18 protein-coding genes and 1 tRNA gene are annotated in these 20,842 nt (G+C 67.7%); 14 read left to right on the top strand and 5 right to left on the bottom strand.

Features of this window, described 5'->3' with window-relative positions:
* Window positions 1–2: 2 nt before the first annotated feature.
* From IEX31_RS15450 to IEX31_RS15420, 7 genes are all read left to right on the top strand, one after another.
* Window positions 3–965 carry a hypothetical protein gene (locus IEX31_RS15450; protein ID WP_188744299.1) on the top strand — a complete coding sequence of 321 codons (963 nt, stop codon included), beginning with the start codon at window positions 3–5 and terminating at the stop codon, window positions 963–965.
* Complete coding sequence (locus IEX31_RS15445) at window positions 956–2,437, top strand: sugar transferase (protein WP_229662410.1); 1,482 nt, start codon at window positions 956–958, stop codon at window positions 2,435–2,437. Before IEX31_RS15450 ends, IEX31_RS15445 begins: the two co-directional genes overlap by 10 nt.
* The gene (locus IEX31_RS15440; RefSeq protein ID WP_188744298.1) at window positions 2,437–3,486 is read left to right on the top strand and encodes a glycosyltransferase; all 1,050 of its coding nucleotides are present in this window, start codon (window positions 2,437–2,439) and stop codon (window positions 3,484–3,486) included. The genes IEX31_RS15445 and IEX31_RS15440 overlap by 1 nt, the downstream gene beginning before the upstream one ends.
* On the top strand, window positions 3,479–4,735 hold the full coding sequence (locus tag IEX31_RS15435; protein WP_188744297.1) for a hypothetical protein: 1,257 nt from the start codon (window positions 3,479–3,481) through the stop codon (window positions 4,733–4,735). The genes IEX31_RS15440 and IEX31_RS15435 overlap by 8 nt, the downstream gene beginning before the upstream one ends.
* Window positions 4,732–5,865 (top strand): glycosyltransferase family 4 protein, encoded by a 1,134-nt coding sequence (locus IEX31_RS15430; protein ID WP_188744296.1) that lies wholly within the window; start codon window positions 4,732–4,734, stop codon window positions 5,863–5,865. The genes IEX31_RS15435 and IEX31_RS15430 overlap by 4 nt, the downstream gene beginning before the upstream one ends.
* Window positions 5,862–6,917 carry a hypothetical protein gene (locus IEX31_RS15425; protein WP_188744295.1) on the top strand — a complete coding sequence of 352 codons (1,056 nt, stop codon included), beginning with the start codon at window positions 5,862–5,864 and terminating at the stop codon, window positions 6,915–6,917. Before IEX31_RS15430 ends, IEX31_RS15425 begins: the two co-directional genes overlap by 4 nt.
* A gap of 83 nt (window positions 6,918–7,000) precedes the next feature.
* A complete protein-coding gene (locus IEX31_RS15420; protein WP_345000875.1) occupies window positions 7,001–8,134 on the top strand; it encodes a polysaccharide pyruvyl transferase family protein in 1,134 nt (377 codons plus the stop codon).
* On the opposite strand, the gene IEX31_RS15415 is transcribed toward IEX31_RS15420, so the two are convergent.
* Window positions 8,052–8,684 carry a VanZ family protein gene (locus IEX31_RS15415; RefSeq protein WP_188744293.1) on the bottom strand — a complete coding sequence of 211 codons (633 nt, stop codon included), beginning with the start codon at window positions 8,682–8,684 and terminating at the stop codon, window positions 8,052–8,054. The two genes, IEX31_RS15420 and IEX31_RS15415, sit on opposite strands and share 83 nt — an antisense overlap.
* Window positions 8,685–8,731: 47 nt before the next feature.
* Window positions 8,732–9,178, bottom strand: a complete 447-nt coding sequence (locus IEX31_RS15410; RefSeq protein WP_188744292.1) for a VanZ family protein — start codon at window positions 9,176–9,178, stop codon at window positions 8,732–8,734.
* Window positions 9,179–9,240: 62 nt separating this feature from the next.
* Here IEX31_RS15410 and IEX31_RS15405 point away from each other — a divergent pair, with 62 nt between their 5' ends.
* The 5 genes from IEX31_RS15405 to IEX31_RS15385 all read left to right on the top strand — a co-directional run bounded on the left by IEX31_RS15405 (window position 9,241) and on the right by IEX31_RS15385 (window position 16,108).
* Window positions 9,241–10,542 (top strand): UDP-glucose dehydrogenase family protein, encoded by a 1,302-nt coding sequence (locus IEX31_RS15405; RefSeq protein ID WP_188744291.1) that lies wholly within the window; start codon window positions 9,241–9,243, stop codon window positions 10,540–10,542.
* Window positions 10,543–10,819: 277 nt separating this feature from the next.
* Window positions 10,820–12,427, top strand: coding sequence for an HNH endonuclease signature motif containing protein (locus IEX31_RS15400; protein WP_188744290.1), 1,608 nt, complete (start codon window positions 10,820–10,822; stop codon window positions 12,425–12,427).
* 118 nt (window positions 12,428–12,545) lie between these two features.
* Window positions 12,546–13,664 carry a glycoside hydrolase family 15 protein gene (locus tag IEX31_RS15395; RefSeq protein WP_188744289.1) on the top strand — a complete coding sequence of 373 codons (1,119 nt, stop codon included), beginning with the start codon at window positions 12,546–12,548 and terminating at the stop codon, window positions 13,662–13,664.
* A 54-nt stretch (window positions 13,665–13,718) separates the two neighbouring features.
* Window positions 13,719–15,278, top strand: a complete 1,560-nt coding sequence (locus IEX31_RS15390; protein ID WP_188744288.1) for a carboxylesterase/lipase family protein — start codon at window positions 13,719–13,721, stop codon at window positions 15,276–15,278.
* An 86-nt stretch (window positions 15,279–15,364) separates the two neighbouring features.
* Window positions 15,365–16,108, top strand: coding sequence for a 2-oxo acid dehydrogenase subunit E2 (locus IEX31_RS15385; protein ID WP_188744287.1), 744 nt, complete (start codon window positions 15,365–15,367; stop codon window positions 16,106–16,108).
* Window positions 16,109–16,161: 53 nt separating this feature from the next.
* On the opposite strand, the gene IEX31_RS15380 is transcribed toward IEX31_RS15385, so the two are convergent.
* From IEX31_RS15380 to IEX31_RS15370, 3 genes are all read right to left on the bottom strand, one after another.
* Window positions 16,162–16,238: transfer RNA gene (locus IEX31_RS15380), tRNA-Pro, on the bottom strand.
* A gap of 83 nt (window positions 16,239–16,321) precedes the next feature.
* Window positions 16,322–17,296 carry a metallophosphoesterase gene (locus IEX31_RS15375; protein WP_188744286.1) on the bottom strand — a complete coding sequence of 325 codons (975 nt, stop codon included), beginning with the start codon at window positions 17,294–17,296 and terminating at the stop codon, window positions 16,322–16,324.
* Entirely contained in the window at window positions 17,293–19,866 is a 2,574-nt protein-coding gene (locus tag IEX31_RS15370) for a transglycosylase domain-containing protein (RefSeq protein ID WP_188744285.1), read from the bottom strand. Before IEX31_RS15370 ends, IEX31_RS15375 begins: the two co-directional genes overlap by 4 nt.
* A gap of 160 nt (window positions 19,867–20,026) precedes the next feature.
* On the opposite strand from IEX31_RS15370, the gene sp36 reads away from it, so the two are divergent.
* Window positions 20,027–20,254 carry a Sp36 family protein gene (sp36, locus tag IEX31_RS15365; RefSeq protein WP_188744284.1) on the top strand — a complete coding sequence of 76 codons (228 nt, stop codon included), beginning with the start codon at window positions 20,027–20,029 and terminating at the stop codon, window positions 20,252–20,254.
* Entirely contained in the window at window positions 20,254–20,724 is a 471-nt protein-coding gene (locus tag IEX31_RS15360; protein ID WP_188744283.1) for a RidA family protein, read from the top strand. The genes sp36 and IEX31_RS15360 overlap by 1 nt, the downstream gene beginning before the upstream one ends.
* The last annotated feature ends 118 nt before the right edge of the window (window positions 20,725–20,842 follow it).

Here is a 20,842-nt window from a genome sequence, read left to right as displayed (position 1 = left end):
CGATGGCGGCCCCGCGTCGATCGCGCCCGCACCGCGGACGCGCGGCGTGGTCTGTCGTCGGCGTCACCCTGCTCGCGATCTTCGTGATGGCCCTCTCCTACGTCGCGCTGATGCAGCACGGTTCGGTAGTCAGCGCAGGCTCGACGCCCGGCACCACCGCGGCTCCTGGTGCCGACGTGACCGCGCCGCCCACCGAGGGTCAGTCTCCCGAGTCCGCACCCGCGGCCGTGACGCCCGTGGCGGTGCCCAATCGGGTCATCGCCGCCATCGATGTCGACTCCGCGGTTCGCGTCGTGGCCACCGAATGCCCGACGCCCTCGACGATCGAGACGACAGGTGACGCCGGGGCGACGTGGCGGCCGCTCGAGGCGGCCGCGGTCGCGTCCGTGCAGCGTGTCTCGGCCGATGCCGACGCGTTCGTCTCGCTCCTCGGACTCGCGACCGAGGGCTGTGCGCCGGACTACGAGCAGTCCTTCGTCGGCGGTGAGGCATGGGAGACGGCACCCGACGAGCTGGCCGCCTCCTGGTTCATCGACCCCGCGAACCGGGCCGGCGTGCATTCCCCCACGGGCGACCGGCAGGCGCCGTGCGCCGTCGTCGTGCAGGTCGCGGTGATCGACGAGAACTCGGCCGCCGTGCTCTGCGACGACGCATCCGTGCACGCGACGACTGACGCTGGAAACACCTGGATGCCGCCGGCACCGGTGCCTGGCGCCGCCGCGATCGGTGTCGGTGCCGATGCCTACCGTGTCGCCGTGGTCAATCAGAACGGCTGCGCAGGTGCGCAACTCGTCGGCCTCGGCGTCGCCCCGGGCGGCCTCGCGCCGATTGCCGCGGGTGCGTGCCTGCCCGCCACGGTCGCGCCCGGTGAGGCCGCGGTGGCGTCAGCTGCCGACGGGACGACGTGGCTGTGGGCGGGCGACGCACTCGGGCGTACGCAGGATGGAGGCGCGACGTGGCTCTGACCAAGCCGAGGGAGACCTCACCCCCGAGTACCGTGGTGGCTCGATGGCAGCGCGGCTTCGCCATCCGCCTGTTCATGACCGACCTCCTCGCCGTAGTGGTCGCGGTCTTCGGCTCGCAGGTGCTGCGCTTCGGCACTCGCGTGGTGGAGCTCGACATCCCTCGCACGAAGGCCGTGGAGTTCGAGATCACGTATACCGCACTGTCGGTCGTGGTCATCGTGGCCTGGATGCTCGCGCTCGAGTTCTTCGCCACCCGCGACCACAAGGTCATCGGCTCTGGCAGTGTCGAGTACCGCCGAATCGCCGACGCCACGCTGCGGGTGTTCGGTTTGTTCGCGATCGTCGCGTTCCTGACCCAATCACTGGTCGGTCGCGGATATCTGCTCATCGCACTCCCCGCGGGTCTGGTGCTGCTGCTCGTGAGCCGGTGGGCGTGGCGCCAGTGGCTCAACGGCAAGCGCGCCGAAGGAGAGTACCTCTACCGCGCGCTACTCATGGGCGACCGGATGAAGTCGCAGCACGTGGCGCAGCAGATCAAGCGCGATGGCGCCTCGGGCATCCACATCGTGGGTGCGATCACCGAGCACGGCACCACCTCCCAAGACCTCTCGCCGGGTATCCCGGTCGTCGCGGGCTATGCCGACGCGCTCGACGCCATCGACCGCGCCGGCGTCGACACGGTGATCCTCACGGGCGCCGACACCATCGAGCCGCGCGACATGCGCCAGCTGGGCTGGGATCTCGAGTCGCGCTCGATGAGCCTCATCGTCGCGCCGGCACTGACGGATGTCGCGGGCCCACGCATCCATGCCCGCCCCGTGGCCGGGCTCCCGCTCATCCACGTCGAGTACCCGGCCTTCGAGGGTCGAAAGCAGGTGTCGAAGCGCATCTTCGACATCTTCGGATCCCTCGCACTCATCGCACTGAGCAGCCCGATCATGGTCGCGGTCGCGATCGTGGTGAAGCTCTCGAGTCCCGGACCGGTCTTCTACTCGCAGGAACGCATCGGCCTTGGCGGCGTGCCATTTCCCATGTTGAAGTTCCGCTCCATGGTGCACGGAGCCGACGATCAGCTCAAGAGCCTCCTCGACGAGCAGGGCACGAGCGACCGACCGCTCTTCAAGATCAACAACGACCCGCGCATCACGCCGGTCGGTCGCTTCATCCGTCGCTACTCGCTCGACGAGTTGCCCCAGTTCTTCAACGTGCTGCGGGGCGACATGAGCCTCGTCGGCCCGAGACCGCAGCGCGAGGCAGAGGTGGCGCTTTACGACCCCTCCGCCCACCGCCGGCTCATGATGAAGCCGGGCATCAGCGGCCTGTGGCAGGTGAGCGGGCGTTCGAGCCTGGAGTGGGATGATGCGATTCGCCTCGATCTGTACTACGTGGAGAACTGGTCGACCGTGGGGGACATCGTGATCCTGTGGCGGACGATTCGAGCGGTCGTGGCGCCCGGGACAGGGGCACACTAATGCGCGCGCTGGATGCCGGGACGGAATCGAGAGTCATCCTGCACGTGGCCGAATGTTATGAGGCAGGGGTAGGGCGCGCGATCGACCGGGCCGTCGGTGCGACCCCCGAGTACAGGCACGTTCTGTTGGCACGTGGTCAAGAGATCGACCGCGCGGAGAAGAGTGGTCTGTACGCGGACGTGCAGGTCCTGCCCGCCAAATCCATGGCTGCTGTCCGGTCCGTCGTTGCGGCCGCAAGGTCGATACGCCCGCGGGTGGTTCACGCTCACTCGAGTTGGGCAGGGGTATACACCCGCATCGTGAAGCTGCCCGTCCCGGTGATCTATCAGCCGCATAGTTTCGCCTTCGAGATGGCGAAGCCCATCACCCGCACCATCTACAGGTGGGCGGAACAAGCGCTGGCCCCTCGCGCCAGACATTTTGTTGTGCTCACTGCTCGGGAGCAGCGGCTGGCGGCTCAGCTGCATCGTCGGGCGAGCACGGTGCTCGTGCCGAATTCGCCAACTATGACAGGGCAGGTGCGGCCGCATCCGCGCGAGCTCGGTGTCGTGACGGTGAGCACGGTGGGCCGGGTTGTCGAGCAAAAGGATCCAGCGTTCTTCGCCTCAGTTGCCCAAACGCTTGCGACGAGCGACCCTGCCTTTAGGTTCGAATGGATCGGCGATGGTGAACCTGCGCTTGTACGGACGCTTCGTGATGCTGGAATTGTGGTGACGGGATGGCTGAGCGAAGAAGAAGTTCTATCCCGAGTGGCCGCCTCTAGTGTGTACATACACACAGCCAATTACGAGGGCTTCCCGCTGAGCGTCCTCGATGCCGCAGCCGCTGGGATTCCGATCGTCGCTCGAGACATCCCGGCGTTCGAGGGGACTCCTTTGCTCATTGCGAAGGATCCTGCGTCGATGGCGAACCAGGTCCACCGGCTCAGCGCTGACCCGTCGATCCGACTTGACGCCATCGGACGAAGCCATTCGCTTGCGTCTGCGATGAGTGCCGATGTGCAGCGCGAACGGCTGACGAATCTCTACGAGATGATCGCCGATGGATGAGCCTCGGGATCCGGACACGCCTGGAGTTCGCGCGGTCGCCCGGGGTGTTCGCCGATTCGTCGTCGCTGCGCGCGAAGGCATTGTCGCGCAAGGGCTGACCTTCGGCTCTACTCTGCTTCCGATTGTCTGGGGGCTTAATGACGCACTCATATTCTTGGTGTTCGTAAGTGGCGTGGTCACGATCGCCGCAAGCGTGACAACCCTGGCCATCTCGATTCGCTTGCCACCGATGGTCGAGGATCGGGATGCGCGGAGCCTTGTTCTCGCTTCGCTGGGTCTGATTTCGGTTTCAACAGTGGTTGGCGTCGCGACCGCGGGCGTTCTGGCACTCGCGGGGAACCGGCAGTTGGCGGCGATGTTTCTTGCCGCAGCTGTGCTCCTACTCGGTCAGGCGAGCTTCATGGTGTCGCTCGCGATTCGTACCCGAGCGCTTGATTACGGCGGGATCCAACGCAGGCGGCTGGCATACGGCGTACTCGTCTTCATCCTCACGTTGCTTGCCTGCCTCGCTCGCTTCGATGGGCTCGGCTTCGTACTGCTCGCGGCCGTCGCGTATCTCGGTGCAATCGCCTGCACCACGCGACGAAATCGGTCGCGCTCTGACGGGGGTCCGATCTCGCTCGGCGACCTTGTCCGGCAAGCTCGCGCGAGCATCCCACTCGTGCTCTCCGGTCTACTTGGTACTAGCGCTGGGCAGATCGGGTCGCTCGCGCTGCCGCTGCTTGGCCAATACCAGGCAGCGTGGGCGGCCGTCGTTCGCATTGCTGGCGGCTTCCAGACTGTCGGCGCGCAGATCGTCGGACCGAAGGTGGACATCGACTTTGCACGCCGACTGCAGAGCGGCAGCGCAGCTAGTCTGACCTCAGCGCTCCGCCGGGGAGTCTGGCTCTCGTCGGTCATCGGAGGACTAAGCGTCCTGTTCAGCGTCGTTGCAGTCGTCTGGATTGATCCCGAAATACTCGACAAGTCTCCCGCCGAAGTTGGCTGGATGCTCATGGCTGTGGTCGGCTTCGCGGGGTTCTTTGCCGGAACTTCCGTCATTGGGCGATTGCTCGGCATGTTCGGGAGTGCGATGCCGCGGCTATTTTGGGACGCGAGCCGCCTCGTCGGCGCGTTCGCTGCGTTGTCCCTGTTGCACGGCATTCCCCTGCTTGCCGGGATTGGATTTCTCGGCGTTCTGTCGACGGCGCTTTACGTCGCGTTGTTGCAGCTTGTCGTTCGAGCGCGGAACCGGGAGGCGATCACATGACAACCTATGCATCGCCGGTCACGGTGCTCGTGATTCACTGGGGACAATCAGGAGCGGGGCCGCGCCTTGCACATGGTATGGCTCGAGCACTCCGTGAGGTGAGCGATGTCGACGTCGCGTTCTCATATGCGTCGAATGCCGACAACGCGTCCGCATCGCAGGACCTGGACGTGCCGCAGCACTCGATCCGTACGTACCGATCGAAGCTCGGAGTCATCACCGGGCTACCCCGGCTCGTTGTCGGCGTGATTGGACTGCGTAGATTCATCCGTTCGCACAAGATCGACGTAGTCGTCAGCCCGATGTTCAGCATCTGGCAGTCACTCGCCGTGCATGTCGCACTGCCACGATCGGTGCTATACCTTGCGTCCGTTCACGATGCAGTCGCGCACCCGGGTGACGGTTCCATGGCTTGGGCCGTCGCGACCAGGCTGGATCGTTCACGCGCTGACGGTTTCATCGTGTACTCGGAGGCGGTCGAAGCTCAGCTCATCGAGTCCGGAGTTGCCAAACCGATCTGGCGCACCATTCATCCTGTGTTCGCTCGGGAGGATTCACCGAGTGCGGTGCGTGGTGGGCCTGTTCGAGTGATCGGCATGTTCGGCCGCATGCTCCCCTACAAGGGACTTGATATTTTCGCTGACGCCATACGGATTCTTCGTGAGCGAGGGTTCGAGGTAGACGCGCCCGTTGTGGGTGACGGGCCCGCCCTCGGCACGCTGTCACCGGAACTCCGACAACAGATACGATCCGTCCCCGGATGGGTGGATGACGGCCAGGTGAACGAGGTCGTCGCCTCATTCGACGTCCTGGCGCTGCCATACATCGAGGCGAGCCAGTCTGGTGTGTTGGCCGTCGCGCTTGCTGAGGGTGTGCCAACCGTTGTCACGCCCGTGGGCGGACTTGTCGAGCAGGTCGAGCAGACGTCGGCCGGGCTCTTGGCGAGCGAAGTCACGAGCGAGGCATTCGCGGATGCGCTCGAATCGCTTATCCGAGATCCAGCGAAGTATGAGTGCCTCAGCGCGGCGGCGAAGGCTGCCGCGGATGGAGCGTTCTCCTGGGCCCGAGTTGGACGTGACGTCCTGAATGCGACCCATGAGGTTCGAATGCACGAGCGAGCGGCACGATGACGCTCGTATCGTCAACGCAGGAAACCCCAACCCGACGGCTGCTCTTCCATGGAGCGGTGATCGTCGTCTCGTTGGTCGCGACGGCATTTCTGCTTACACGTGAAACGTTTCTGCCACCGCGGTTTAGCTATGACGGCGAGCGCATCCAGGGCATAGCTCAGGGCAGAATCGACCCGCTGAACGACGAGTCATTTGAGAACGTGGCTCAGGTGTATCGATCGCTTGGGCTGGCAGATGCAAGCATTGGAGCGTCATTACTGGGCTTCATGCTTGCGCTCGTCGTCTACGCGATTGCCTTACGCAGAATGTCCCACCTCAGTTTCCCTGCAATGGGTCTGCTACTGGTTGGACTCGTGCTTTCGGCGATCTATCTGGGCTTCTACTCGAAGGATGTTTTCGTACTGCCCGTCGTTGCGCTGGTGCTTGTACTACCCCGATCGTTGTGGTCGGAGGCCGCAATCGTCGTATCACTTCTTGCATACGCCGGAGTGTTTCGAACCTACTGGGTTATCGTCGCGGCAGGGTACGTGCTCTTTCGTTTAGTCCTACTCCGCCATAGCAGCCCCCTACGCTTCACCGTGTGGTCCGTCGTGTTCATCATGGGGGTGGGTGTTGCGATCGTCACGGTCTTAGGCCAGCCCGCGGACTACTTTCGGCTATCTGTGAATCTGAGTCGATTCGGAATTGAAGACTCCGCGAGCATGATCAGGCGGGGCATTGACGCTCCAGAGCCCTTCGGCGGGATCATCAACTCGATTCTCGCCTGGATCCAGTTCATCGTGCCGATTCCCCTGTTCTCGTTGGGAGGTGCCTATTACACTCTGCTAGGAACGCTCCTCGGGCTGGTGCTACTCACCACGATCCTCAATATTCCGACGACGAGCGGTACTTCGGAGAACGTTCACGTCGAGCGGGCGGTAGCCTTGTTCGGCGCGCTCCTTGCAACTCAAGCGCTTTTCGAGCCTGACTTCGGTTCGTTCCTTCGCCACCTAACACCGTTGTTGCCACTCGCGGTCATCGTTTGGGGCGTGGGATCCCGTAAGCAGCATTGAGTTGCACCAGACTGCGTGCATGGTCGCTGGCGTACTGAAATTCCCGTTGATAGTGAGGAGAGCAGTTGCATTTGACGAAGTTGATGAAGAAGAGCGCGGACCGTATACTTGCTCGATTCGCTAATACAGACGCAACCTCGAGTCGGAGAGCGCCCGTCCGATCGGGCGCGAGCGGGCGGTTGGTGATCCTTCCGGCCTCGTTTGGGTCAATGGGCGACCAAGCGCTCGCGCTTGGCGCGCAGCGCGGCCTTCGACACAGCGAGGTAGAGGTCAGGTTCCTTGCGCCAGGGCCCGCGGCTCCCTGGCGTCAGGTGGGCATCGATCGCATCCAGTCGATGGTTGAGTTGATGCGGCGACACTCTCTGCACCCCACTGCGACAGCTCGGAGGTTGTATTCCGGCAATAGCGTCACCGTCGTCGGCGCGGACACCGTGGGAGGAGATTACGAGCATCGGTTCTTGGCGCATCGCGTCGCAGCTCTCAACGAATCGGCAGCCTCTGGCCACCGCGTTCAGCTCGTGAATTTCAGCATCTCGGCGGAGCCTACGCCGTTGGCACTTTCATTATTGAGACGACTTGACAGCGGGGTCGAATTGCATGCTCGCGATGTGAACTCGCAGCGTCGTGCACAGGGATTCCTGCAGCGTGAGGTCGGCGTGGCGCCAGACGTCGGCGCGCTTCTCGAGTGCGCGCGTGTTGAGCAACACGCTGCCGAGTACTGTGTTCTGGTGCCAAATGCCCACTTGGCGACACACTTCGAGTTTTCGGAGAGTGACCTCGTTGATTCCTGGTCCGATCTCGCGACTTGGCTTGGGCGGAAGATGAAAGTATTTCTGCTTCCTCACGATCTGCGTGAACACCCTGGTGACCTTGCGTTGGTGAATCGCATAGCTGAGCGGGTGAACTTGGACTCGGTGCGGCCATGGGTCGTCGCCGACGCACGTGAGGCCAAGGGCGTCATCTCTCGAGCAGTGTTGCTCATTTCGGCTCGCATGCACGCGTGCGTTGCCGCACTGAGCAGCGCTGTGCCTACAGTGGGCATTTCCTATCTCGGCAAGTTCGAGGGGCAGTTTGAGTGGTTCGACGTGCCTCGTGTCGTCGTGCCATTCGAGCGTGCGACTGATACCGCACTCATCAAGCGTTTGGCAGAACAGCTGTTGAACGAACGGAACGTGCGCGGTTCGCAGCTGAAGCTAGGCGATTTCGGTTGGCTCTAGGGCTGAGCCGTGTCCACCGCAGAGCACTTGTCCAAGGCTTCCGGTCGCTGGAGCGGTCAGGGCTCGCTGAGCCGAGGTCGGTAACACTTCGATCCGGACAAGCCGTGCGACCTGCTTGCGACATCCGCCGCCACCACACCACCACGCACTCGCCCGCGACGCCTGCCACGTTGGCGATCACGTCAGAGACCGTGGGCACGCGCGACGGGATGCCGAGCTGCGCCAGCTCGATCGTGATGCTGACGAGGCATCCGAGTCCGATCACCACCAGAGGCGACCACCGCGGCGCCGCCGCCGACACGAGCAGCCCGAACGGCACGAACAGCACGGCGTTCGCCACGAACTCGAACACGATCGCCGCGGGCTCGCGCGGCACGCCCCACGTCGCGACAAGGTCGGCCGCCCAGCCGACGATGCCGGTCACCCGGCCGGCGTCACGTGCAGGGAGGAACACGATCAGGGCGAGCGCCACCAGGTAGGGCGCGAGGATGACCCGCGCGGCCGCGCGCGCCGTCCTCGGCCCGGAGCGGGTCGCCTGCGGGTCGGGCATCGAATCAGCCTAGCGGCGGGCGGGGCAGGGCCCGGCTGCCCGGATGGTCAGCTGCTCGACCTGCGAGCGCGCGTGGGGGTCGCCGCCCAGTAGCCGACCGCCGCGCCGGCGAGTGCCCCGGCCGTGTTCAGGAGGAGATCGGGCGTCGACGGCGGCTCGGCCGACCCCATGATCGACTGGGCGTACTCGACCAGCCAGCAGGCGCCCAGCAGCAGGAGCACGGCGAGCCACGACATCCGTCGACCGAATGCCACCACCGCGAGGATGCCGAGCGGCGCGAACACCACCGCGTGCGCGGCGTACTCGACGACGTCGTAGCCGAGCCATGACAGGAGCCCGAGGCCGTGGTTGCGCAGGAAGGCGAGCACACCGCGCACCCACGGCGTGAATCCCTCGTCGATCGGGCGCGGCACCAGCAGGGCGAACGAGGCGAGCGCCGCGTAGATCGCGAGCACGAGCAGCGCCCATCGGCGGCCTCGATCGGGGGGAGTCATGCCATCAGAGTAGGTGCGCCGGGTGTTGCAGAATGGGTCGAGTGTCTGAACGAAGGGTTTCCATGCGCATCTCAGTGATCGGTTGCGGCTACCTCGGTGCCGTGCACGCCTCGGCCATGGCCGAGCTCGGCCATCAGGTCATCGGCATCGACGTCGACGAACGCAAGATCGCCGCCCTCGCGGCCGGGCGTCCGCCGTTCTACGAGCCGGGTCTGCCCGAGATCCTCGCCTCAGCCACGGCCAGCGGCCGGCTGCGGTTCAGCACCGATATCGCGGATGCCGCGGACGCCGACGTGCACTTCCTCGCCGTGGGCACCCCCCAGGTGCCGGGGAGCGGCGCCGCCGACCTCAGCTATGTGGATGCCGCGTTCGAATCGCTGCTCCCGCACCTCGGCGAGGGTGCGCTCGTGGTGGGCAAGAGCACGGTGCCGGTCGGCACGGCAGCGCGGCTGGCGTCGCGTCTGCGAGCGGATGCCCCGCATGCGAGCCTCGCCTGGAATCCCGAGTTCCTCCGCGAGGGCTTCGCCGTGAAGGACACTCTCGAGCCCGACCGACTCGTGTACGGCGTCGCCGCCGACCACGCGGCATCCATGCTCGACCAGATCTACCGCGCCGCGATCGAGGCGGGCACGCCACGCATCGTGACCGACTACGCCACCGCCGAGCTCGTGAAGGTCGCCGCGAACTCGTTCCTCGCCACGAAGATCAGCTTCATCAACGCCATGAGCGAGATCGCGGATGCCACGGGGGCGGATGTCACGGCGCTCGCCGACGCGATCGGACACGATGCCCGCATCGGCCGCCGCTTCCTCAACGCCGGCGTGGGCTTCGGCGGCGGATGCCTGCCGAAGGACATCCGCGCGTTCACCGCACGCGCCGATGAGCTCGGGCTCGGCGACTCGCTCGGCTTCCTGAAGGAGGTCGACGCGATCAACCTGCGGCAGCGGCAGCGCGTCGTCGACCTCGCGATCGAGGCGCTCGGCGGCTCCGCGTTCCGCAAGAAGATCGCCGTGCTCGGCGTCACGTTCAAGCCCGAATCCGACGACGTGCGGGACTCGCCCGCGCTCGACGTGGCCGTGCAGCTGAAGGGACTCGGGGCCGAGGTCGTCGCCACCGACCCCGAGGGTCTCGAGAACGCGCGGCTGCGGCATCCGCAGCTCGACTACACCTCGTCGACGCACGACGCCCTGCGCGACGCCGAGCTCGTCGTGCTCGTCACCGAATGGCGCGAGTACCGCGCGCTCGACCCCGAGGAGGCCGGGCGCCTCGTCGCGGGCCGACGCATCATCGACGGACGCAACGTGCTCGACCCCGTCGCGTGGCGCGCGGCCGGTTGGGTGTATCGGGGGTTGGGGCGGCCCTGAGGGTCGCGGCCGGCGGATGCCTCGGGCGTCGCCGTCGAATCGGACAGAGGTTCTGGGTATCTGTCCAGGTGAAGCGGCCGGCCTACGCGCTTGGTTCCTCATGATTCGGCGCCAATTCCGGTGGAATCCGCGGGATCCCCGCGCCCGCTTGCGCAAGATGCGGGATATGACCCCGCACTTCACCGAGACAGATACCTAGAACAGAGATTCGAGTCCTGTTGCTCGTGCGCTGTGGATAACTCGAACGAATTTCGCACGGTTCTGCGATGATGGACCCATGCCAGAAATCCCCGCAGCTCTCGGCGAACTGCTCGCCGAGGTCGACGCGTTCGTCGGTGCGTGGGGCGACGCCGTGACCCTGGCATCCTCCGATCCCGCGGCCGATGTGCTCTCGATGACGGATGCCGGTCTCCTCGCGGTGACCGAGGCGCTCGCGGGGCTGTCGAAGCGCGTCGACGCGCTCACGGTGCGCTGCGCTGCGGGCCTCACGCGACGCTCGCCGAGCGAGGCGGGCAACGACGGGCTGGCACGCCGAACCGGGCACTCCACACCGGCCGGCCTCATCGCCACCATGAAGGGCGGGCGCTACTCCGAGGCGGTCAAGCTCATCGCCGTCGGCGAGGCCACCGAGCCGCGCGCCGCGTTCACGGGCGAACGCCTACCGCCCCGGTTCGCCCACGTCGCCGCCGGAGTCGGCGCGGGCCGGCTCGGCGTCGAGGCCGCGGCCGTGATCACGGCGTTCCTCACCCGGGTGTCTGTTCGGGCCTCTGCTGACGATCTTGCGTGGTCCGAGGCCATGCTGGTCGAGCGCGGGCCGGTGGTCGGCGTCGACGGCCTCAACCGGCTCATCAAGCAGCTCGAAGCCCGGCTCGATCCCGACGGCGTCCGACCTCGAGAAGACGAACTGCATGGTCAGCGTTCGTTGAGAATCTGGGAAGACAGCGCCGGCATGATCAACCTGCGCGGCCGGTTCGACCCGGTCACGGGCGCGCCCATCAAGGTGGCCGTCGAGTCGCTCGTGGGCGCCGAGCTTCACCGGGCCCGTGATGCCCGGCCGGGTTTCGGCGAGACGGCGGCCGCGGTCGGGGCGGATGCGGCAGGCGGCGCCGTCGACGCTGCGCTCGCGGGCGACCCTGCGCGTGCGGGCGACCCTGCGCTCGCCGGCGACCCTGCGCGTGCGGGCGCCTCGCGTGCGGCCGGTGCTTCGGGTGCGGCTGACGCTGCGTTCGCCGAACAGCGCTCGATCGACCAGATGAACGCCGACGCGCTCGCTGACGTCGCACGTCTCGCCATCTCGTCGGCCGGTGCGTCGCTGCCGGCACTCGGGTTCGCCACCGTCGTCGCCCGCATCGATCACGACTCACTCCTCACCGGGCGCGGCCACGCGACCATCGATGGAATCGACCAGCCGGTCTCCGCCACCACGGCACGTCAGCTGGCCGCGTCGGCCGGTGTCATCCCGATGGTGTGCGGCGGCGAAGGCGAGGTGCTCGACCTCGGCAGGGGAAAGCGACTGTTCACCAAAGCCCAGCGGCTTGCACTGGCCGAGCGCGACGGCGGGTGCGCCCATCCCGGGTGCCGCCGGCCGATCGCCCACACCCAGGCGCACCACATCAGATGGTGGAAGCGGCATCACGGCCCCACCGACCTCGAGAACGGCGTGTTGCTCTGCGCGTTCCATCATGGGCTGCTCCATCGGAACGGCTGGAGCATCGAGATCCGCGACAATCGGGCGTGGTTCATCCCGCCGCCGCACATCGACCCCGAACAACGACCGCGCGCCGGCAACCGATCTCCGCACCTCGAGATCAGGCATGCGCACGACGGTCAGGTCGTGCCGTCGAGCTCGCGCTCGCGCTCGGCCAGCGGGGCATCCGCGGCCTGACCAGGTGCGGCCGGCTGTCCGCGAAACTCGCGCTGCGTGCGCACCATCCGCCGCCCGGCTCAGCGGGCACAGCGGGCGAGTGCGGCAGAATGGGACGGACTCCACGGGAGACCCGACCATGCCGCAGCCGATCGAGGACTACGCCGTCATCGGCGACTGCCGTACGGCCGCGCTCGTGGGGGCCGACGGGGCGATCGATTGGCTCTGCCTACCCCGCTTCGACGCCGCATCGGTGTTCGGGGCGCTCCTCGGTGGCCCCGACCAGGGTCTGTGGAGCCTCCGGCCGGTGGATGCCGCGGCGACCTTGTCGCGCGCCTACACGACCGATACCTTCACCCTCGTGACACGCTGGTCGACCGTCCGCGTCGGCAACGCGGCATCCGAGCAGTACCAGGCCGACATCTTCGGCGAGATCATGATCGCCCTCGATGCGGCACGGCACGCCGGCGTCGACGAGGACCTCGACTCCTGGTCGCTGCAGCTCGCGTTGCTCGGCGAGGCCGAGCGCCAACTCGACCGCCCCGACTCCGGCATCTGGGAGATCCGCGGAGAGGCGCGGCGTTTCACGCACTCCCGCGTCATGCTCTGGGCGGCATTCGACCGAGCGATCTGCGCGGTCGAGTCCGACGGATGCGACGGGCCCGTGGAGCGCCGGCGGGACATCCGTGCCCGTCTCGCCGAGCGCATCGAGCACGGCGGCTTCGATCCCGAGATCGGCAGCTACGTGCAATTCGAGGGCACGACCGAGGTCGACGCGGCCCTGCTGCAGCTTCCCCATGTCGGCTACCTCGCGCACGAAGACTCGCGGATGCTCGGCACGGTCGCTCGCATCGAGCAGACCCTGCTCCACGACGGGCTGCTGCGGCGGTACCGCACCGAAGCCGACGTCGACGGCGTGCCGGGCGGCGAGAACGACTTCCTCGCCTGCTCGTTCTGGCTCGTGGAGCAGTTCGCCCACTCCGGTCGGCTCGACGACGCCACCGCCCTCATGGAACGGATCCTCGGCTACTGCACCGACCTGGGCCTGCTCGCGGAGCAGGTCGGCCCGCACACCGGGCGGCTGGCCGGCAACACCTCGCAGGCGCTGTCGCACCTCGCGCTCGTTCGGGCGGCGGATGCCATCGCGCACGCCCGTGGAACCGCCGCCGAGGGCGCGCGGCGGAGCGCGGCGCGGAGCGCCCGCCCGAGCGCGGCGCGGAGCGCCCGCCCGAGCGCGGCGCGGAGCGCCCGCCGCTGAACGCCGGGACCTTCGCCCCTGCCGATACTCCGGTCGGGGTGCACGGTGGTGCGTATGGCCGTAGTCGTGGAGACCGTGCACGGGAAGCTTCGCGGCAGTGTCGCCGACGGGGTGCAGGTGTTCCGGGGCATGCCGTATGCCGCGCCGCCGTTCGGTCCGAACCGACTCCGGCCGCCTCGGCCGGTGGAGCCGTGGAGCGGTGTGCGGGATGCCGTCGAGCTGGGCCCTGAGCCACCGCAGGTCACGCCGCCGACGACCGGCGGCCCCGGGTCCGGCGTGTCCGGGGATTGGCGCGAGATCGACGAGTCGTTCGCCGAGATCGAGCGGGCGGCGCCCTCGGAAGACTGCCTCAATCTCAACGTGTGGACGCCCGACCGGGAAGCGACGCGATTGCCCGTGATGGTGTGGATCCAGGGCGGCATGTTCGAGATCAGCTCGACGGCGGCCTACGACGGCAGTCGCTTCGCCCGGGACGGCGTGGTCTGCGTCGTCATCACCTGGCGCCCCGGCGCCGAGGGGTTCCTGTTCCTCGGCGACGGCGTCGCCAACGTCGGGCTGCTCGATCAGGTCGCGGCACTCGAATGGGTGCGGGAGAACATCGCCGCTTTCGGCGGGGATCCCGGCAACGTCACCGTGTTCGGCGAGTCGGCCGGCGCGATGAGCATCGGCATGCTCCTCGCCATGCCCCGTGCCGCGGGCCTGTTCCGGCGCGCGATCCTGCAGAGCGGGGCCGCGCATCATGTGACCCCGGCCGAGGATGCGCGACGCATCTCCGGGTACCTGGCCGAGCGACTGGGCGTCCCCGCGACTCGTGAGGCGATCGCCGCCGTCGGGGTGGAACGGTTCGTGGCCGTGCAGTCCGAGCTGAAGGCCGAGCTGTTCGCAGACCCCGACCCGGGTCGCTGGGGCTCCGCCGTCGTGGCCAGCAACATGCCGTGGCAGCCGGTGATCGACGGGCAGGTCCTGCCGGGCCGACCCATCGACCTGATCGCGGCAGGTTCGAGCGGGGACGTCGACGTCATCGTCGGGACGAACACCGACGACTGGCGGTTGTGGAGCGTGGTCAGCGGCATGATCGGCCAGATGACCGACGAGATCCTGACCGGACCGGTGGAGGCGTACGGCAACCAGTCGCTGGGCGCATACGGGCTTCCGGTCGCCGAGGCGCTCGCCGCCTACCGGGCCCGGTATCCGGAGTCGACCCCCGGCGAGCTGCTGGCGACCGTGCAGACCGACTGGTGGATGCGGATTCCGGCCCTCCGCCTCGCCGACGCTCGCGCGGACGCTCGCGCCGTCGCAGTCGGTGGCACGTACATGTACGAATTCGCCTGGCCGTCTCCGGGGCTCGGGGCGGTGCACGCCCTCGAGATCCCGTTCGTCTTCGACATCGCGCGCCCGGACATCCCGCTCTTCGGGCCGATGCTCGGACAGGGTCCCCCGCAGGCGCTCGCCGACCTCATGCACTCGGCGTGGGTCTCCTTCGCCACGAACGGCGACCCCGGCTGGCCGAGCTACGACCTCGGACGCCGGGCCACGATGCGATTCGACACCGCGTCGCAGGTCGTGGAGGACCCCCGGCGGTGGGAGCGCGAGTTGTGGCGCGGGATCCGCTGACCGCACATCGCCGGCCGGGCCGGAGCGCGAGGCCTGAAGAGGCACCGGGGTACATGGTGCGCGCCGTGCCGAAGGAGCGCCGGCCTGTGCTCGACCGTCTGGCCGGCGCGAGCCGACGGTTCCAGGTGCACGCGTTGGTGGAGCTCGACGTGACCGAGGCCGCGGCGCGGATCGAGGCCGCCGAGTCGCGAGTGACGTGGACCGGTTTCGTGGTCGCGACGCTGGGGCGCGCGGTGGCCCGACATCCCGAGGTGAACGCCCGCAGGGCCGGAAATCGCATCCTCACCTTCGATCGCGTCGACCTCGGGGCGACCGTCGAGCGGCAGTGGGAGGGGCGTTCGGTGCTCGACGTCGTCACGATCCCCGACGCCGACCGGAGATCCTGCGCCGAGATCTCCGCCCGGCTGCATGATGCGAAGCTCGGCCCGGGCGAGTCCGCGCGGCCGACCGGGCTGACGGCCTGGATCGTGCGGTTGCCCGGTCCGCTCCGGCGGAGCGCTATCCGCATGGCCGGGATGAGCCCGCGGGTCGCCGCGACGTTCGGCCCCGCGGTGGGCGTCACGTCGATCGGAATGTTCACGAGCGGCTGGGGGTGGGCCATCCCGCTCGCTCCGTTGACCGTCATCGCCACGGTCGGCGGCATCGACGATCGCGCGGTCGTCCGCGACGGCCGCGTCGTCGCCAGGCCGATGCTGCCGCTCACCCTGACCTTCGACCACGCCGTGATCGACGGAGCACCCGCCGCTCGGTTCGCCGAGACGTTCCGCACGCTGGTCGAGGCGGCCGCGGCATTCGATGAAGCACGCCCGCCCGGGTCATCCGATCGGTGACGGCGACCCGCGAAACGGCGAAGACCCCCTCCACGAAGGAGGGGGTCTTCACCTGGTCGGGGTGACAGGATTTGAACCTGCGACCTCTTCGTCCCGAACGAAGCGCGCTACCAAGCTGCGCCACACCCCGGTGACCCTCACGGGCCTCCACAAGGATAGCCGAAAAACCGCGGCCGGCCGACCATGCGGTGGCCGCGGCATCCGGCCGTCCCGCTACTGCGTCGGCACCAGCGTGAGCAGTGTCGCCTCGGGCGGGCACGCGAACCGCACGGGGGCGTAGATCGACGTGCCGAGCCCCGCCGAGACGTTGAGGTAGGCCGACCGCAGCCCATGCTGCCACGTGCTGAGGCCCCTCACCTGCCGCCGCGGGATGTCGCAGTTGGTGACGAGGGCGCCGTAGCCCGGAACGCACACCTGGCCGCCGTGGGTGTGACCGGCGAGAATGAGCTGGGCGCCGTGATTCACGAACGAGTTCAGCACCCGCTGGTACGGCGCGTGCGCGACACCGACCGTGACCGTGGGGCGACGAGGGGCGGATGCCGCGTCGGGCCAGTGCTCGTCGCCGAGCGGATCCTCGGCACGCAGGTCGTCGATCGCCGCGGCGATGAGGTCGAGCCGGTCATAGCCCTTGTGCGGGTCGTCGACGCCGAAGATCTCGAAGTGCGTGCCGCGGAGGTCGAGGCTCGCGGCGGTGTTGTCGAGGTCGTGCCAGCCCAGCTCGGCGAAGTAGGCGTGCAGCGCGCCGATGTCGAGTCGCTTCGAGCGGCGCGACAGTTCGGAGGGACCGCCGAAGTACATGAACGGATTCTTCAGCGTGGGACCGAGGTAGTCGTTCGAGCCGTTGACGAAGACGCCGGGCACACCGCGGAACGCGTCGAAGGCGCGCCGGATACCCTCGATGCCGCGCTCGTGCCCGAGGTTGTCACCGGTGTCGACGACGAGGTCGGGCTCGAGCTCGGCGAGCGAGCGCACCCACTCCTGCTTGTCGTGCTGCCAGGGTGCCATGTGCAGGTCGGAGAGGTGCAGCACCTTCACCGGCGGGGCACCGGCCGGCAGCACCGGCACGTCCACCCTGCGGAGCGTCCAGCGCGTGCGCTCGACGAGACTGCCCCACGCGAACGCGGCAGCGCCTGCCGCGCCGATCGCCAGTGCGATCCGCGCGGCAGGCGAGAGCGGGGCGCGAGTCAACCGTCGCCCGGTGCGTTGCCGCCGCCCGTGACGCTGCTGAACGTCACGGTGACCGTGGCTCCGCGTTTCACCGCGGTGTTCGGCGCCGGATCCTGGCTCTCGACGACGGCGGTCGGGTCGAAGTTGGCGCCCGAGGTCTTCATCTTGAGACCGGCCTGGTCGAGGGCCGCCTTCGCCTCCTGCTGCGTCATGCCGCTGAGGTCGGGCACGGTCGTGTTGTTGCTGTTGCCGTTGCTCGTGAAGACGCGAATCGTGGTGCCGCGGCCCGCCTGACCCGAGGGATCCGTGCCGGAGACCGTGCCGGCCGGGAGGTCCGAGTCCTGCTGACCGCCGTCCTCGAAGACGAAGCCCGCGACCTCGAGGGCCTGCCTGGCGGCGTCGAGCGAGAGGCCGACGACCTGCGGGATGTCGACGAGCACCTGCTTGAAGTAGCTCGCGTCGGGTTCGGGGAACTCCGCTCCGCCGTACTTGTTGTCGGCGACCTCCATGATCATGGGCCAGATGCGGTGACGTGCCGTGGCCGCGCTGCCGCTGTCGAAGCTCAGGTCACGGAGGTTCGCGTCACCGACGACGTTGCCCACCCAGACCGCCGTGGCGGCCGTGGTGGTGGCACCGATCATCCACGTGTCCTGCGCGCCGTCGGTGGTTCCCGTCTTGCCGATGTGCGGCACGCCGGTGCCGGGGTCGGACGCCGTCGCCGTGCCACCGCCGGCGAACGTCTGCTGCATCGCGTAGGTCATGGCATGCGCGACCTCGGGCGTGACGGACTGCGTGCACGTTGAGGCGGGCGGCGTCAGCTCCGTGCCGTCGGCCTTCACGATCCGCTCGATCGCGATGGGCGTGCAGGTGAGGCCGTTGTTCGCGATGCCCGCGAAGGCCGCCGCCATGGTGACCGGCGCGATCTCCTGCGTGCCGAGCACGTCGGAGGGGTTCATCTGCAGCTCGCTGCCGTCGGCACGGTGGATGCCGAACGCCTGGGCGGTCTGCTTGATGTTGCAGAGGTCGAGCTGCGACGCCATGGACATGAAGCTGGTGTTCACCGACCATGCGGTGGCGTCGATGGCGTTGTTGGCGATGCGGCCGTCGTCGTTACGCGGGTTGTAGCTGCCGCTCCAGTTGCCGGTGCAGCTGTCGGTGAACGACGTGAACGTGCGGCGTGACCCGTTGAAGGTCTCACGGAGCGAGTGGCCGGCGTTCAGCCACTCCGCGAGCGTGAAGACCTTGTACGTCGAGCCCGGCTGGAGGCCGCTCGACCCGCCGTAGTCGAAGTCGGTGCTGTAGTTCACCGACGTGTAGCTCGGATCTGCGGCCGCGACCTCGGGATCCTCGGTGTAGTTCTTGTTCTGCGCCATCGCGAGGATCTTGCCGGTGCCCGGCTGCACGGTGACGGCCACGGAGCCCACGTTGAACCGATGATCGACGTACGGCACATTCTGGTCGATGGCCGTCTCCGCCTTGTTCTGCAGTTCGAGGTCGAGCGTGGTGAGGATCTGCAGGCCGCCCTGCTGCAGCAGCTGGGCGCCCTCGTCGATGTCGGCCGTCGCGGGGTCGTCGAACTCGTTGATGATGACGTTCTTCACGTAGTCGCAGAAGAACGCGCTCCCGTCGGCGCTCTGGCAGCCCGTGCTCGGCTCGGTGATCACGGGGGTCACCGGCGTCGCGACCGCGGCGTCGTGCTCCTCCTGCGTGATCTTCTTCTCCTTCAGCATCTCGCCGAGGATGTAGTCGCGACGCTGCTTGTTGTCGGCGTACGGCACGGGCTGACCGTCGACGACGGTGTTGACGCCGTTCGTCTCGCTCTCGGGATAGTCGAGGCGGAACTTCTCCGGGTGGTTCACGATCGCGATGAGGCTCGCCGCCTCGGCGAGCGTGACATCGGCCGCGTGCTTGTTGAAGTAGTACTGCGCTGCCGACTCGATGCCGTAGACGCGGCCGCCGAACGCCGCGATGTTGAGGTAGCCCAGGAGGATCTCGTCCTTCGAGAACTTCTTCTCGAGCGCGATGGCGTACCGCATCTCCTGGAGCTTGCGCTCGGGTGACGTCTCGGTGGCGGCATCGTACGCGGCCTCCTTCTCCTCCTCGGTCTGCGCCTCGCGGATGCCGTTGTTGATGCGCACGTTCTTCACGTACTGCTGCGTGATCGAGGAACCGCCCTGCACGTCCTGGTTGAGCACGTAGGTGCTGAGTGCGCCGCGGATCGTGCCCTGGATGTCGATGCCGCCGTGATCGTAGAACCGGGGGTCCTCACCGGCGATCGCGGCATCCTTCACGTACTGGCTGATCGAATCCCAGGCGACTTCCTCACGGTTCTCGTCGAAGAACGAGGCGAGGTGCGCCTGCGAGCCATCGGGTTGGGTCGCGAAGATGTCCGTCTTCTCCGACAGCTCGCCGATATTGAGGTAGCCGGGCAGGTTCTCGAACATCGTGATGCCGTTGTTGGCGGCCATGCCGGTGACCGCGAGGGCAGGCGTGACCGCAGCCGTGACGAGAACGCCGGCCAGAGCGCTCATGCCGACGAAACCGAGGACCCCGGCGCCGACGTCGCTCAGCGTACGATTTTGGGCAGACATATAGTGGAGCCTAACGGAGAAGGCTGGCAAAACCCGCTACACAGGGGGCGCTGCGTGTGCATGCCCGGGGTCGGATCCGGCCCGATCGGATGCCGCGATCATCCGGAATCCGTGCACCGAGTCCACCACAGCACCCACCCGATCAGAGACGAGGAACCGCATGCCGGCCTGGGAGTACATCACCACCCCGCTGCTCATCCACAACACCGCCGCCATCCTCAACAACTGGGGTTCGGAGGGCTGGGAGCTCGTGCAGGTCGTGCAGGGCCCGGAGGGCGGACTCGTCGCCTACCTGAAGCGCCCGAAGGCCGGCGAATCGTCGGCCGCGGCCTCCGCGGGCGCCGCGGCGGCGGCGCAGGCGGCCAAGCAGTTCGAGGGAGAGCAGTGATGTCGGCCTACGAGGAGCGGCTCGCCGAGCTCGGCATCGAGCTTCCGGATGTCTCGCCGCCGGTCGCGGCCTACGTGCCGGCCGTCGTCACCGGCTCCTACGTGTACACCTCGGGCCAGCTCCCGTTCGTCTCGGGCTCGCTTCCCGCAACCGGCAAGGTCGGCGACGGACACGGACTCGTGCCCGCCGACGACGCGAAGGGCTACGCCCGCACCTGCGTGCTCAACGCCCTCGCCGCCGTGCGCACCGAGCTCGGCTCGCTCGACCGGGTGACACGCATCGTGAAGCTCGTCGGCTTCGTGGCATCCGACCCGTCGTTCACCGGGCAGCCGGGTGTCGTGAACGGCGCCTCCGAGTTGCTTGGCGAGATCTTCGGGGAGGCCGGGCGCCACGCCCGCTCGGCGGTCGGCGTCGCGGCGCTACCGCTCGGCGCGCCCGTCGAGATCGAGCTCGTCGTCGAGTTCGCGTAGCCGCAGCCGCCGCCGCTCGCGCCGCCCTGCGACCGCGGGTTCGCAGGAGAACGCATGATGTGCAGGACGGAAGCACCGATCCGGCCCTGTAGATCGGCTATCGGCTTGGAGAGGAGCG

Source organism: Agromyces bauzanensis, assembly GCF_014645655.1.
Lineage (GTDB): Bacteria > Actinomycetota > Actinomycetes > Actinomycetales > Microbacteriaceae > Agromyces > Agromyces bauzanensis.
This window is presented reverse-complemented; position numbering and strand designations above follow the sequence as displayed.

Coding starts and splice junctions, on each gene's coding strand:
- IEX31_RS15420 (WP_345000875.1), top strand. CDS start 7,001: ATGAAGAAGAGCGCGGACCGTATACTTGCTCGATTCGCTAATACAGAC.
- IEX31_RS15450 (WP_188744299.1), top strand. CDS start 3: ATGGCGGCCCCGCGTCGATCGCGCCCGCACCGCGGACGCGCGGCGTGG.
- IEX31_RS15370 (WP_188744285.1), bottom strand. CDS start 19,866: ATGTCTGCCCAAAATCGTACGCTGAGCGACGTCGGCGCCGGGGTCCTC.
- IEX31_RS15405 (WP_188744291.1), top strand. CDS start 9,241: ATGCGCATCTCAGTGATCGGTTGCGGCTACCTCGGTGCCGTGCACGCC.
- IEX31_RS15425 (WP_188744295.1), top strand. CDS start 5,862: ATGACGCTCGTATCGTCAACGCAGGAAACCCCAACCCGACGGCTGCTC.
- IEX31_RS15360 (WP_188744283.1), top strand. CDS start 20,254: ATGTCGGCCTACGAGGAGCGGCTCGCCGAGCTCGGCATCGAGCTTCCG.
- IEX31_RS15395 (WP_188744289.1), top strand. CDS start 12,546: ATGCCGCAGCCGATCGAGGACTACGCCGTCATCGGCGACTGCCGTACG.
- IEX31_RS15415 (WP_188744293.1), bottom strand. CDS start 8,684: ATGCCCGACCCGCAGGCGACCCGCTCCGGGCCGAGGACGGCGCGCGCG.
- IEX31_RS15390 (WP_188744288.1), top strand. CDS start 13,719: ATGGCCGTAGTCGTGGAGACCGTGCACGGGAAGCTTCGCGGCAGTGTC.
- IEX31_RS15435 (WP_188744297.1), top strand. CDS start 3,479: ATGGATGAGCCTCGGGATCCGGACACGCCTGGAGTTCGCGCGGTCGCC.
- sp36 (WP_188744284.1), top strand. CDS start 20,027: ATGCCGGCCTGGGAGTACATCACCACCCCGCTGCTCATCCACAACACC.
- IEX31_RS15400 (WP_188744290.1), top strand. CDS start 10,820: ATGCCAGAAATCCCCGCAGCTCTCGGCGAACTGCTCGCCGAGGTCGAC.
- IEX31_RS15440 (WP_188744298.1), top strand. CDS start 2,437: ATGCGCGCGCTGGATGCCGGGACGGAATCGAGAGTCATCCTGCACGTG.
- IEX31_RS15430 (WP_188744296.1), top strand. CDS start 4,732: ATGACAACCTATGCATCGCCGGTCACGGTGCTCGTGATTCACTGGGGA.
- IEX31_RS15410 (WP_188744292.1), bottom strand. CDS start 9,178: ATGACTCCCCCCGATCGAGGCCGCCGATGGGCGCTGCTCGTGCTCGCG.